Below are 14,613 nucleotides of genomic sequence, written 5' to 3' on the forward strand. Positions count from 1 at the left end.
AGATAAAACCATAATGACAGCGAAACGCTGTCATTACTTTGGGCTGAATTGCTGTTACAGGTGGATTGATTAACGTTTATTCCGTAAATAGCGTTTACGCCGTTCCTCTTTATGCTTTGTCTTCTCCGCCGCTTTTCTTGTGGCTTCCAGTTCAGCATCAATCAGTTCCTGATGAATCATCTCCGGCCGCTCCAGCGTAATTGCCCCAATCGTACCGGCTCGCAGTTCATGCAACAGAATCTCTGACGCTTTGTGCAAATCAATCCGCCCTCCAGCCCGTAACGCACCACGTTTACGGCCAATCGCTTCCATCCATTCGAGATCCGATTGTGGATCTTCATCAATCTGATAACGCGCTTTCAATAAATCCGGATATACCTGAGCCAGATATTCAACGGTGTAAAACGCGACTTCATCATATTCCATCGCAGTGTCTTTCACTGCTCCGGTCGCAGCAAGGCGGAAGCCAGAATGGGGATTCTCAACTTTGGGCCAGAGAATTCCCGGGGTATCTGATAAAACAATCCCATTTTGCAGATTAATCCGTTGCTGGCGACGTGTGACAGCAGGCTGATTTCCTGTCTGAGCAATCGTCCGTCCGGCCAAGGTATTAATAATCGTTGATTTGCCAACATTGGGAATCCCCATGATCATCGTGCGAATATTCTTGCCGATCTCTTCCCGATGGGGTGCCAGTTTACGACACAGTTCCATAATCTGATTGACTTCCTGAGTATTCTGGGTCGTAATCGCCAATGCTTTTACGCCTTTCTCTTGCTCAAGGTGTTCAATCCAGAGTGCCGTTGTAACAGGATCCGCCAGATCGCGTTTATTCAACACTTTCACACAAGGTTTATCACCCCGAAGTTCGGCTATCATGGGATTTTCGCTACTAAATGGAATACGGGCATCCAGCACTTCAATAATGACATCAATCTGGGGAATGACTTCTTCGATTTCCTTACGTGCTTTGTGCATGTGTCCCGGAAACCATTGGATTGTATTGTTAACCATTTGAAACGAACCTTTCACCGATATCCGTTTGTTCTGTTGCCCCTGAACTGATGCTTTTTGATACATTCAGGGCGTGACAAACGGACGGATTTGATAAAATGATAGTATTCTAACATGCTCAGTGTGAAATGGGGGATTGTTATTGCATCTGACCATGGCGGACAATACTGACTCAGCCTGCTCCGGAGAAAATCGCAACACTGTGGCTCACGAATAACGACCATTTAGGATCAAAACAGTACAGATAAAAAAGTGCCGCCTAAAGGTAAGGACGGCACAAGAGGTATAGCTATCATTGAGATAGGCTATTTTTTTGCAGATTGGAGATCTTCTGCCACATTTACAGATGAATCATGCTCTGCTGGCGGAACAGGCAAAACCTGACGAACATACTCTCCCGGAGCATCATTGAGGACAGGATAACTATCACTGCCGACAGCAAACGGTTCAATTTTTTCCTTCGCACAGAAGCCACACAGCCATTCATTCCAGTGAGTCCACCATGAGCCTTCTTGACGTTGCGCATTTGCCAGCCACTCATCGGCATTTTCTTCCAGCGCGTCATTCAGCCAGAAACCATATTTCTTTTTATCCGGATGATTGATAATACCGGCAATATGCCCGGATTCGCCTAAAACGAACGTTTTATTACCACCGGTTTTCATCGCACCGTCATAGGTACCTTGCCACAGCGCAATATGATCTTCTTTGGTTGAAATGAAATAGCTCGGAATCTTAATCTTATCCAGATCGATCCAAACACCACCGACTTTCACGCCTTTATCCTGAATCAGTTTGTTCTCCAGATAGAGATCTCTGAGCAAGAAGTTGTGGCACGTGGCTGTCACATTAGTGCTGTCACTATTCCAGTACAACAGGTCAAAATCGACCGGACTTGAACCTTTCAGATAGTTATCGACATAGTAGTTCCAATAGAGATTATTCTCCCGCAATAGGCTGAATGTCACACTCAGTGAACGGCCATCCATATAACCACGAGATAAATTTTGCATCTCAATCGCACTAATCACAGGATCATTGATATACGCACCCACTTCACCCGGCTGTGAGAAGTCCAGCAAAGTGGTAAAGAAAGATGCAGATTTAATCCGTTTTTTCATGCGTTTCGCAGCATAATAAGCAATCGTAGTTGCCAGCAAAGTACCGCCAATACAATAACCTGCTGCATTGATCTGTTCCTGCCCGGTAATCTCTTCCACGACAGAAACAGCTTTCACAACGCCATCGATAACATAGCTTTCATACCCCAATTCGGCCTGTTCTCTGCCCGGATTTCGCCAAGACATCATAAAGACACTATGGCCTTGTTCCAGCAGCCAACGAACCATGGAGTTTTTTTCGCGGAGATCGAGAATGTAGTATTTATTAATAAATGGCGGCACAATCAGCAACGGTGTGCTGTAGACTTGTTCAGTCATCGGTGTGTACTGAATCAGTTCAAACAACTCGTTTCTGAAGACGACTTTACCCGGTGTTGTTGCAACATTTTGACCGACCCGGAATGCATTGTTATTGGTCATCCGAATTTTCAAAATATCGGCACTGGAGGCAACATCCTCTTTCAGTGCTTCCATACCATCAACCAAATTCTGTCCGTTAGACTCAAGTGTCAACTTCAATAATTCTGGGTTTGTCGCGATAAAGTTGCTGGGTGACATCGCATTGATTGTCTGACGTGAAAAGAAGCGTAAGCGTTCTTTCGCTTTGTCATCCAAGCCTTCAATAGCATCAATTGTGTCAAGGTATGTTTTGCCAAACAATAAATAGGATTGCATGATAAAGTTGTACATGGTGTCATCTCTCCATGACTCATCCGCAAAGCGCTTATCACCATGCTCAACTTCAATCAGCAACTCTTTATTACCGGCAAGGGCAACATTTTGCCAAATTTCCAACTGCTTTTGCCACCACGCCATCTGAAGATCGAGTAGTGCAGCCGGTTGGTTGGCAGCCCTTTCAAAAAGTTTTGCAGTATCCTCAAAATTCACTTCCTGCATCGCTTTATTCAAGGGCGAACGAAAGACTTCCTGTTGTGTTTCAAAATCAGTCCACCATTTTTGATTGGTTTCCTGAATTTTCATCAGGTAGTCTGAGAAGAAGTGTTGAATCATAACCTACTCCCTAGTTCAGAAAAAAGCCGCCCGCAAAGGCGGCCAAAAGACACGGAGTTACGCAGGAGTGACTGTTGAAATGTTTTCTGAAGTTAATTTCTCAACATCATCTTTAAACTCTTTGGCAATCGCCTGAAGCTTATTACTGTCATCAACCATTTGTTGTGACAGTTTAGATAGCGCACCCATTTGCTGAGTGTTGAAAGCAGTTAAAGAAGCGACGTCTTTCACATCGCTCGCTGCTTTCATCTGAGCAAGACCAATATCACTGTAGGTTTTCATTGAGTTCAACTGAAGCTGAGTTAATACTTCAACGTTTTTAGTCAGTAATTTGTTGAATTTAAAATAAGGTTCTAATGTTTTTTCTGTTTGATCAGTAAATGATTTAAAGAAGTCCGTATACATATTTTCATCTCCAATTGTGGGTCAAATCTTCATTTTTATTTAGCCAACGGCCTTCACTATGACAGCGGTTCCCATTCCTCCGCCGATACATAATGATGCCACCCCATACTGGTCACCTCTCCGCTTCAATTCGTGGATGAGCGTCACCAATATACGGTTTCCAGATGCACCAAGTGGATGACCAAGCGCGATCGCTCCACCGTTTACATTCGCTTTTTGAAGAATTGCTTCTTCAGAAACTGCGTGTTCTCTTGACAAGCCTTTGACAACGCCCAATGCCTGAGCCGCAAATGCTTCATTCAATTCCAGCAGATCCATTTCATCTAGTGTTTTACCCGCTCGTTTGAGCGCTTTCGCTACCGCAGGAACCGGCCCGAGTCCCATCACTTTCGGATCGACCCCAGCCTGTGCATAGCCGATGATCTCAACCAGCGGTGTTAAGCCATATTGCTTGACTGCGCTTTCAGAAGCGACAATCACTGCACTGGCACCATCATTCAAACCGGACGCATTCCCAGCGGTCACCGTGCCATCTTTGATAAAGGCTGGACGCAGGCGAGCTAAACGTTCGATTGATGTGTCCGCTTTAGGATACTCATCGGTGTCGAACATGACGCTATCTCGCTTAATTTTCACTTCAACAGGTACAATTTCATCAACAAATTTTCCGGCTTTGATCGCTGCAACGGCTTTCTGTTGACTACTCAATGCCAACTGATCTTGTGCTTCCCGGGAGATATTATATTCTCCGGCAATATTTTCTGCGGTACGCCCCATGTGGTATTGGTTGAATATATCGGTCAATCCGTCACGAATTAACAAATCAACCAAAGTCATGTCTCCCATTTTATGACCATCACGGATACTGCCTGATAAGGCATAAGGAATTTGAGACATCACCTCAACACCGGCAGCAACCACGACTTGAGCATCACCACTACGAATGTGACTGACACCTTCCATCACCGCTTTCATCCCACTCCCACAAACCATATTGATGTTATAAGCGGGTGTAGTTTCAGGAATACCGGCAAATAGTGATGCCTGACGGCCGACACTCATCCCCTGCCCGGCACCAATAACATTCCCCATGATCACTTCATCAATCGCTTCGGGAGAGAGTGATGCAGCACTTAATACGCCTTGAATAACAATGGCACCCAGGTGTCCGGCATCCACATCTTTCAGACTGCCACCAAACGAACCGACAGGCGTGCGCTTTGCCGCAACAATAAATACTTTTTCCATGATTTTGCTCCCCGATTAGCTCATGTATAGTCCGCCGTTGACAGACAATGTGGCACCAGTGATATAGGCAGCGCCATCACTCACTAAAAAGCTGACTGTCTGGGCGATTTCTTCGGGTTTGGCAAGACGTTTCATTGGAACTTGTCCAACGATAGATTCGAGGACTTCAGGCTTCATTTCTTCCACCATGGGCGTAGCTGTATATCCGGGTGCGACGACATTGACTGTCACACCAAAGCGAGCACCTTCGGCCGCTAAAGCTTTGCTAAAACCAATCATGCCAGCTTTCGCGGCAGAATAGTTTGTTTGACCAAACTGGCCTTTCAGGCCATTAACTGACGAAATATTAATCACGCGACCATAGCCTTTATCGCACATCGCACCGAATAAAGGTTGAGTCACATTGAACACACTGTTTAAATTTGTATCAATGACATCCTTCCAGTTTTGGGCGGTCATTTTTTTAAATACACCATCTCGTGTGATACCTGCATTGTTAATGACCACATCGACACTTCCTTCCTCCTCAAGGAGCAACGACAGTCGTTCTGCACACTGCGCTGTATCGGTTACATCTAACTCAAGCAGACGAACCTGATCTTCAGTAAATCCTTTTTCATTAAACCAATCGATAGCACACTGATATGCCCCAGTATAATATGTTGCGACAACACGGAATCCTTCCGCGACGAGTTGACTAGAAATAGCAGAACCAATACCGCCCTTTGAGCCGGTAATCAAAGCGATTCTTTTCATTCAAGACTCCATCCTAAAATAATCAATTCAATATGTTTTATAATGAAAGGTGTCAAAAGAGGAATGGACACCAACCGACGAATGTTAAAATAATGTAACAACCTCAAAGACTTTGAAATCAAATAAAATTATTTTCTTCACTATTTAAGCTAATATAAGCTTCCGAGTTTTCAAATAAATGGGAGAATAAATTTACCAACAATGATGAATATCACAAAAATAGTTATTTTTATTTTATATGTTTAATAATAAAATTTAAGTGATTGATTTATTGAGGAATTTTTAAAGTGGGTTTTGTGAGCTCGATGGGGTTTTACTGTGCAATCAACAGGTTAAACATAAAAAAAGTAATAATTAACAAAATTAAATCATCATGAATATAAATTATTTTTCGTTTTTTATTTCAAAAATAATTATTCATATCGCTATAAATAAAATCTAATTTATTTTCATTTAATATTCTATTTACTAATAAAATATTTCACCACTATCAGCATCGAAATAAATTTTATCGATTGATTTTAGACCGCCACAATAAATAAAATAGACGTGGCGTTCTTGGTAACGAACAGAACGAACCCAACCTTTTAGCTCATCAAAATCTTCCGGCGCACACATTTTTTCATCAATTAACTGGCCAGTGATTTGAATAAATTTTTCTTTATAAATCAGTAAATCATCTGATTTGTTAATATAACTCATCAGAATCTCTTCTTTTTCCTCTTTGGAAATGATGGGAGCCTGTTCACTCAATTGATCCATCGCGACCCATTCTGCGATTTCCGGCCCCCCTTGCTGATAAACAAAATATCTGGAAATTCTTCCCCAACCTTGCTTTTGCTCCAGAACTGTAACTGGATCCCCTTTGTACAAATATCGGACAGGAAAGGACTCCGGATCGGGTGCATTTCTGATCGCCAATTTGTGTTCATTCACATAGAAATGTGTATTAACTTTTACCGCAGTCATTTCATCAGGCTGCGCTGTTGAAGCGTTCGCCAATACCGGTTTCTTTTTCTTTTTGGCCGAGCCTTGCTCTGTAGCATCTTGGCCCGGCTTCATATAAAACAGATAGTACCCCGCCCCGGCACCACCGACGCCCAGCAGTAAGATCAAAATCATCAATACTTTTTTCATATAATCAGAGCCTCTTTGTATATACTTTGTTATCGGCAACAGCGTGATTCACTTAAATAATCAGTACCGATTGTAGCGTATAAAAACGGGTGTAAAAACCACATGCCTTCACGTTGTGAGTTGCACCAAAATTGCTCATTCAGACCCATTCTATGCACCAACTCATATCATCTGAAATCATCGATGTGTCTGAATCACTGAACATAGAAGCACTTACTTGTTGGCTTAAAACTTGTACTGCTCACTACAATTGAAGTGAATTGCACATATATAGGGAGATAATAAAGATGCAAGAAACACTGACAGTTGTGCTTGCTGGTGGAATCGGCTCACGTCTTTCCCCGTTAACGGATCACCGGGCAAAACCGGCGGTTCCTTTTGGCGGTAAATATCGAATTATTGATTTTACCCTCACCAACTGCCTGCATTCCGGTTTAAGACGGATTCTGGTATTAACTCAATATAAATCTCACTCTCTGCAGAAACATCTCCGGGATGGATGGTCCATATTCAATCCAGAACTGGGAGAGTACATTACTGCAGTACCGCCTCAGATGAGAAAAGGTGGCAAATGGTATGAAGGGACTGCTGATGCCATTTTTCATAATCTGTGGCTGCTTTCGAGAAGCGATGCGAAGTATGTCGTGGTTCTATCCGGTGACCATATTTACAAGATGGACTATGCGGCAATGTTAGAAGAACATATTGCCAATCAGGCAAAACTCACTATTGCTTGTATGGATGTACCCCGGAATGAGGCGAGTTTATTTGGGGTTATCTGTACCGATGACAACGCTAAAATTACGGGATTTATTGAAAAGCCGCTCGATCCGCCGGCAATGCTCACGCAACCTGAGCGTAGTCTCGTGTCGATGGGCGTCTATATTTTCAATATGGATGTCCTGCAAGAAGCATTAGTTGATGATTCTGAGCGAGAACACTCGAGTCATGATTTCGGTAAAGATGTTATTCCCGAACTGATTAAAACCAATGCTGTATTCGCTTATAACTTCTATGGTGACAAAGGGCGGGTTGCCAAGGACTGCTACTGGCGAGACGTCGGTACGATCGACTCCTATTACCAAGCCAACATGGATCTGCTGGAGCCAATCCCACCAATGAATATTTACCAGAAAGATTGGGCTATCCGCACTTATGAACCTCAGTATCCACCCGCCCGGACCGTTTCATCGGCAACCGGAAATGAAGGTATCTTTATCAATTCCATGATCGCCAACGGTGTCGTCAATTCAGGTGGGTCCGTACAACACTCTATTATCTCTTCCAATGTTCGGATCGATGACAGTACCACCATTGTAGATAGTATTATTTTCGATGATGTCGAAGTCGGAGAAGGATGCCAGTTGGTCAATTGCATCATCGATAAGCATGTCCGTATCCCCCCTTACACTCAAATCGGGGTTAATACCGTTCAGGACAAAAAACGCTTTCATGTGTCAGAAAAGGGCATCGTTGTGGTTCCGGAAAGCTATCACTTCACCAACTGACCCACTCTCAAAACTCTAAGCATAAAAAAACCGTATTTCGAAAGAAATACGGTCAAACGTTCAACCATATACTCTCTCAAAGGGAACATCATTAGGGGGTAATCTTTAAGAGAACACTGATTAATGTGGATGATTATGGAATATTTTTACTCGGGGAAAAACAGTAAAAATCTTGCCCGTTCAATTCCCCTTTTACAATGTACTGGTTTTATTCCGTTTTCTTAAAAGAGCAGAAATCACACCTCAATTATCAATAAAAATAATTGATTTATATAGAATATTTCGTATATAAGATGATCTAACGTTATGATTTCAAGACTGACCTTCGACGAAAGTCATCCATGAGCATGGAGCAAAATCAATGCAAACGATTCAACGCAGATTATCGGAAAAGAAACATATTGCCCTTGTGGCGCACGATCACCGCAAGGCTGACCTACTCGCATGGACCAAGCAAAACCAAGCACAGCTTGCCAATCATACACTTTACGCGACGGGTACAACGGGTCACCTTCTGCATCAAGAGACAGGCCTTGACATCATTCAAATGATTAGTGGCCCGATGGGCGGAGATCAGCAGATTGGTGCTTTAATTTCTGAATGTAAGATCGACGTTCTTGTGTTTTTTTGGGATCCGCTCAACGCCGTTCCGCATGATCCAGACGTCAAAGCACTTTTGCGCATTGCCAGTGTCTGGAATATTCCGATGGCACTCAATCGTGCCACGGCCGATTTCATTTTTTCATCCGAGTTGATAGCACAGAGTACAGATATCGAGATCCCTGACTATCAGTCCTATATCAATGCCCGGAAAATGCCATAAGAAGCTGAATTTATAATTTAGAAACCGCGTATGGCCCGTCAATCAGCTCTTTGACAAAGGTGGAACCGCCTGCATTGTAGGCGATCCAGACTTTTTCTCTTGCCCGGGTCATCGCAACATAAAATAAACGACGTTCTTCTGCATTCGGGAAAGTCTCATCTGATAGAGTCAATACATCATCCAAATGCAAAGTTTTCGTTTTGGTCGGAAACTGCCCTTCATCCACATTCACAATGATGACAAAATCGGCTTCTTTACCCTTACTGGCATGACATGTCATGAACTGAATATCGAGCTGACGATATTGCTTCTGCCATGCTGTCAGCAATTCGGGTTTGTGATAGTGATTTCTGCCGAGAATTAATAGTGATTTGACTTCATTTTTAGCTGCACTCTTGCGATTCAGTTGCTCGATAACCTTCTCGATCCGTGATTGAGGAAGTAATGCCACTGCATTGTTTTTCTGTATTTTCAGACTATTGAGCGTTTTCGGTATCTGCTGCGGATTAGCCTGCACAAAAGCATTTGCGACCTCTGCCAGTCGGTTGTTAAACCGATATGTGGTATCCAGATGTGTCACTGTCGAGGCAGGAAAACGCTGCTTGAAGCCCGTGGTTAGATCGACATCGGAACCGGCAAACTGATAAATCGATTGCCAATCATCGCCGACGGCAAAGAGGTTGCCACTTGATGAATTTTGTTGGCAAAGTGCTTCTAATAACGCAAGACGTGGTGGCGAAATATCTTGATATTCATCGACCATAATAAACGCCCAACGGGATTGATACTTTTTCTTTCTGACATAAGCCGTCGCCCGGCTGATCATCAGATTAAAGTCCAGTTGCCCCTGCGTCTTCAGCATATCATTCCAAGCCTGATAGCATGGCCAACAGAGGGCAAGTTCACTGTTCAGGCGCGGGTAATCTTCACGCTCGACAATTCTTTGCTGAATCTCTTTTTTACTAAAGCCCAACAGCGACAGTTGTTCAACCTGCTGTGTCAACCAAGAAATCAATTTAGGATTTTCGACATGACTCCCCAGCTCTTCATCCCCTTTGATATAAGCAATCGGCCATTGATTTAAATGTTTCTGCCAGCGTTTAAAATTGGTCGGAGTCATCCAGTGTTTTTTGAGCCAGTCGGTCATCCAAGCTTCTTTAAGCTTGGCTTCGCCGACAATCGGAGACAGTTGCACATTCTGCCCTTCAACTTCCTGAATAATCCGTAACCCAAGCTGATGAAACGTATTGACTGTCACATGCGTCGCTGCCGGCCCGACTCGGTCTTTTAAGCGCTGTTCCATCTCCGATGCAGCGTCTTTACCGAATGACAGCAACAGGATCTGGTCGCCCGTAGCCAACCCACTTTCAATCAAATAGGCAACCCGGGCAGACAGCACGCTGGTTTTGCCCGAACCGGCACCGGCTAATACCAGATTATAATCATCGTTTAAAAGCACAGCGGACTGCTGTGACAGATTTAGCGGGGATGATTCAAGCGTCTTAAATAACGTATCCCAACGCTCGCGCTCTGCCTCAACCCATGCTTCATTACGCTGTGACAGCATCACTGATGGTTGATGGTACCATGTACCAATTTCTGAAATCAGCCCCGGTACTCGCTGCTCAATTTCATCAAGAGACATCCCCAATGTTGTCAAACCACGGCTCACCTGACGGTGCCACTCTCTGATCTTGGAATGAGCAAGAAACACAGGTTCATTCAGGTATTGATTTAGCGCCTGCTGCCAAGCCGGTAAATAAATAGAAAGCTGAGCACACTGTAATTGATGCCATTGGCGATAAGCAGCGACTGCTTGGTCAGCGAATTTCCGGCACTGGGGCCAAGGTAACCCCCGGATTAACCAACTATAACGTTGACCATCATGCACATGGGCAAAAAACTCAAGTTCTCCCCACACAATCCCGCGCCGGACACGGACTGAACCATCCCAGACTGCAAATGGAATTCTTTCTTCTGCGACACTAGAGCGGACAATGAGTTTCTCGCCATCAATTGCGACTTGGTAAAACTCATCATTCATAAAATATTTTGCAGTATTACTAGCTTTCAGCTGCATCAGTTATGCTCATTGACTTGGGGTTCAACGTATAAATTCAGTTACACGCGTAAGAATATCTGAAGTATGTCCTCCGTGCAGTCTAAATCCTGTCCAAAGGTAACGAGGGTCTATTTATATATAAAATAGTCATTTATCTCAACGCTTCTGGGGCATCATAGCAACATCATTGTTTAACTGACATTCCCAGCGATAACAAATATCACAACTAGGCAGGTACTTCCGTCAACAGCTTGTCATTTCCCGCTTGGAAATTACGCCATATTTTGATGTCGGTTACTGAAAAGACAGACAAAAGTTCAATACGTTACAGTCCAATTCTGATATCATTCACGATAGTGACGCAACATGAATGAAATGGTTGAAATCCTGTGAAATTCCTCAGTCAGATTCGTGGTTATTGGGCGAATAAAACGTTCCATTATTCTGTCTTAATTTTAATTGCACTGTTAGGTGTAGTAGTGCCGACTTGGCACTATCAACTATCAACTTGGATCACCCCGCTGATTCTGGGGATTATTGCGGCAGCACTGACAGAACAAGATGACAGCATTACCGGCAGACTTAAGACGATCGGTCTGGCTCTGATCTGTTTTGCCATTGCAACATTTTCGATTGAAATTCTGTTTCATCATCCCGTTTTATTCGCTATCGGTCTGTCTATCTCCACATTTGGTTTCATTATGCTTGGTGCGATCAGCTCTCGTTATGCCAGCATTGCATTCGGCTCACTGTTGATAGCCGTATATACCATGATTGGTGAACACCAAAGTCCCGGATTCTGGTTTCAACCGACGTTACTGCTGGCCGGTGCGTTATGGTATTTCCTCATCTCAATCGTATGGCTGGTTCTATTTCCGAACCGTCCGGTACAACATAATCTCGCGGTCGTCTTTCTCAATCTGGCGGATTATTTTGCGCTGAAAAGCGAACTGTTTCACCCTGTCTCTCAGGTACAGATCCAGTCCTATCGGATCCGTGAAGCCAACTTCAACGCACTGATTGTCACAGCACTGAATCAATGTAAGGCGACCTTACTTTCCTATAGCAAGAAAGGCCAGATTCATACGACCAGTCATCATTTTTTGAACACTTACTTTCTCGCGCAGGATATTCATGAGCGTATCAGTTCAACACATTCGCGATATCAGGAGCTTGCGGAACATTTCGGGCGCAGTGATATTCTTTTTCGTTTCCGACATCTGTTAGAAACTCAGGCTCAAGCGTGTCGGGAAGTCGCAACAAGCATCAAAGAAAACCGTGAATATCAACACCCGAACGCATCCGCTCTGGCACTGGATGAACTGCACCTCTCGATGCAGTATTTGCACACACATTCCCGACCTGAGTGGAAATCGTTATTTGCCCAGCTCAATTATCTGTTTAACAACCTGTCAACCATCGAAAAGCAGCTATGTAATATCAGTCATCCAGAAAGCCACCAGTATGATGAAATCCAACTTTCAGATACCAACCCTTATGGTTTGAAAAGTATGTGGCAGCGAGTCTGGAATAACATGAACCGGGACTCACTATTGTTTCGTCATGCCATCCGTATGTCCGTGACATTCACGACCGGCTATGCCATTTTGCAAACGCTCGATCTGGAACTGGGATACTGGATACTCCTCACGACACTGTTTGTCTGTCAGCCCAATTTCTCCTCGACCCGGCAAAGAATTAAGCTCCGCGTTATCGGAACGATTTCCGGGTTATTTATCGGTGTTTTACTGCTCACTTTGTTCCCCTCACAAGCAAGCCAAGTCACCATGATCGTTATTTCTGGGGTGATGTTTTTTGCATTCCGGAACAATAATTACGGCTACGCAACCGGATTTATCACTGTCTTGGTACTATTTTGCTTTAATCAGATGGGTGCCGGATATGCAGTGGTTCTGCCTCGTTTACTCGATACACTCATTGGTTGTGGTCTTGCAGTGCTTGCGGTGTCTTTCATTCTACCGGACTGGCACGCGAAAAGGCTTCACCGAGTCATGGCTGAAGCAATTCGGAGTAACAAAAATTATCTGGATCAGATGATGGTTCAATACCGTATCGGCAAGAAAGATAGCTTGAGTTACCGCGTCGCCAGAAGAGAAGCGCATGATCAGGATGCTGCTCTCGCCACAGCAATCAATAATATGTTGTCTGAACCGGACAAATACAGAAAAGCAGAAGAAGACTGCTTCCGTTTTTTGACCTTAAATCATGCATTGCTCAGTTATATTTCAACCATCGGAGCACACCGGACACAACTGGGGGACGAATCAGTTCTTCATTTGGTGCTTAACGGGCACCGTGTCATTCACCAACATCTACAGCAAATCCACGAACAACTGGAGCATCATCAAAACAGCGACGATATCAATCTGATCGAAGATACCGGATTAGAAAAGCAACTGGCAGAATGGCATGAGGAAGATAAAGGCTCAGTCCGTTTGGTACTGCAACAACTGCACCTGATTCACCGGATTCTTCCCGAATTCCACTCACTGACCAACAAACTGCTTGCCAGAGTCGAACAGAAGTAACGCCGAGACAACAGCCCGATGCCTTGTCCTCGGTCTAAACAAGGCCTAAAGATTGCTGATTGAGAGACCTCAGCCAAATTCGGTTTGCATAACCGTTTATATCAAGCACGCCAAAACTGACGCCTCGTTGCAAAAATAAACTATTCTGTGCAGCATTCTTGCTTTTATCTGACATTACACGGACAAAAGTATCCGTCGAAAAACTTAGACTCTAAAACTGATCCGTACAATAAACATACAAAATCAGAACATCGTGGCCTTACTTAATAAAGTGATGGAGAAATGGAGCATAACGATGCAAGCACAAATCAGTCATAGTCATCATTATTTCCCGGTATCCGAACCGAATTTGTCAAGCTGCCAGTTTGAATCATTGAAAGCGCAGCTCAAGCGGTTAACGCCAGCACAGTTACGTAGCCTTCAGAGCGAAATCGATGCAAACTTAACTCCGGAAAGTTCTTCGCTTCTGACTCACGAAGAGTTGGATGTGCTCGCCAGCCTGTTTTAAGGGGCTGTCTGACATGCGCCAGTTTACTTACACTTATCGCGCTCAAGAAAAACACGCTCAAGAAAAAAATGTACCTGAGTCATATTTTGGCTATAATATAACCACGACCAAGGGAGTTTTTATGTCTGTATCTGCACTTCAGTCCGGTTACCAAATGATCGATCATGCGACTCAAATGACCAATGAGGCAAGTCGTGATCTTAACCGTGTGGCGCAACATCGCTCCGATGAACAAATACAGCAAGAACCACGTATGGTCGATTCTTCACCCGCTCCCCAGCAAAATACCATTCGTCAACAAAAAGAAATTGCCGACAAAAATCCGGATCAAACCCAAGTTGACGCCTTAATGAAACTCAATCAAGCAACACAATATAACCGTGTTGGCGCCAACGTGATTCAGCGTGAACAGGACATGATCGGCTCTTTACTCAATATTCAAGTCTGATTGCCACACTGATAGTCATATAA

12 protein-coding genes are annotated in these 14,613 nt (G+C 43.9%); 5 read left to right on the plus strand and 7 right to left on the minus strand.

What is annotated here, in order from left to right; translation table 11 throughout:
* Positions 1 to 69: 69 nt before the first annotated feature.
* From ylqF to VRK_RS13350, 6 genes are all read right to left on the minus strand, one after another.
* A complete protein-coding gene (gene ylqF / locus VRK_RS13325) occupies positions 70 to 1,014 on the minus strand; it encodes a ribosome biogenesis GTPase YlqF (protein WP_059122769.1) in 945 nt (314 codons plus the stop codon).
* Between the two features lie 305 nt (positions 1,015 to 1,319).
* Entirely contained in the window at positions 1,320 to 3,146 is a 1,827-nt protein-coding gene (gene phaC, locus VRK_RS13330) for a class I poly(R)-hydroxyalkanoic acid synthase (RefSeq protein WP_059121821.1), read from the minus strand.
* A gap of 57 nt (positions 3,147 to 3,203) precedes the next feature.
* Positions 3,204 to 3,551, minus strand: a complete 348-nt coding sequence (locus tag VRK_RS13335) for a phasin family protein (protein ID WP_021018717.1) — start codon at positions 3,549 to 3,551, stop codon at positions 3,204 to 3,206.
* 39 nt (positions 3,552 to 3,590) lie between these two features.
* Positions 3,591 to 4,799, minus strand: coding sequence for an acetyl-CoA C-acetyltransferase (locus VRK_RS13340; protein WP_059121822.1), 1,209 nt, complete (start codon positions 4,797 to 4,799; stop codon positions 3,591 to 3,593).
* A 15-nt stretch (positions 4,800 to 4,814) separates the two neighbouring features.
* The gene (locus tag VRK_RS13345; protein WP_059121823.1) at positions 4,815 to 5,555 is read right to left on the minus strand and encodes an SDR family oxidoreductase; all 741 of its coding nucleotides are present in this window, start codon (positions 5,553 to 5,555) and stop codon (positions 4,815 to 4,817) included.
* A 468-nt stretch (positions 5,556 to 6,023) separates the two neighbouring features.
* The gene (locus VRK_RS13350; RefSeq protein WP_059121824.1) at positions 6,024 to 6,692 is read right to left on the minus strand and encodes an SH3 domain-containing protein; all 669 of its coding nucleotides are present in this window, start codon (positions 6,690 to 6,692) and stop codon (positions 6,024 to 6,026) included.
* 287 nt (positions 6,693 to 6,979) lie between these two features.
* On the opposite strand from VRK_RS13350, the gene glgC reads away from it, so the two are divergent.
* Complete coding sequence (gene glgC, locus VRK_RS13355) at positions 6,980 to 8,200, plus strand: glucose-1-phosphate adenylyltransferase (RefSeq protein ID WP_059121825.1); 1,221 nt, start codon at positions 6,980 to 6,982, stop codon at positions 8,198 to 8,200.
* Between the two features lie 361 nt (positions 8,201 to 8,561).
* Positions 8,562 to 9,023: a methylglyoxal synthase gene (locus tag VRK_RS13360; protein ID WP_059121826.1), complete on the plus strand. Its 462-nt coding sequence runs from the start codon at positions 8,562 to 8,564 to the stop codon at positions 9,021 to 9,023.
* A gap of 10 nt (positions 9,024 to 9,033) precedes the next feature.
* On the opposite strand, the gene helD is transcribed toward VRK_RS13360, so the two are convergent.
* Entirely contained in the window at positions 9,034 to 11,103 is a 2,070-nt protein-coding gene (helD, locus tag VRK_RS13365; protein ID WP_059121827.1) for a DNA helicase IV, read from the minus strand.
* A gap of 371 nt (positions 11,104 to 11,474) precedes the next feature.
* Between helD and yccS the strand changes: the two genes are divergently transcribed.
* The 3 genes from yccS to VRK_RS13380 all read left to right on the plus strand — a co-directional run bounded on the left by yccS (position 11,475) and on the right by VRK_RS13380 (position 14,590).
* The gene (yccS, locus tag VRK_RS13370) at positions 11,475 to 13,634 is read left to right on the plus strand and encodes a YccS family putative transporter (protein WP_059121828.1); all 2,160 of its coding nucleotides are present in this window, start codon (positions 11,475 to 11,477) and stop codon (positions 13,632 to 13,634) included.
* 295 nt (positions 13,635 to 13,929) lie between these two features.
* Positions 13,930 to 14,142 carry a hypothetical protein gene (locus VRK_RS13375; protein ID WP_059121829.1) on the plus strand — a complete coding sequence of 71 codons (213 nt, stop codon included), beginning with the start codon at positions 13,930 to 13,932 and terminating at the stop codon, positions 14,140 to 14,142.
* A gap of 121 nt (positions 14,143 to 14,263) precedes the next feature.
* On the plus strand, positions 14,264 to 14,590 hold the full coding sequence (locus tag VRK_RS13380) for a hypothetical protein (protein WP_157371915.1): 327 nt from the start codon (positions 14,264 to 14,266) through the stop codon (positions 14,588 to 14,590).
* Positions 14,591 to 14,613 lie beyond the last annotated feature (23 nt).

Origin of the sequence: Vibrio sp. MEBiC08052, assembly GCF_001506075.1 — a bacterium.
Classification (GTDB): Bacteria; Pseudomonadota; Gammaproteobacteria; order Enterobacterales; family Vibrionaceae; genus Vibrio.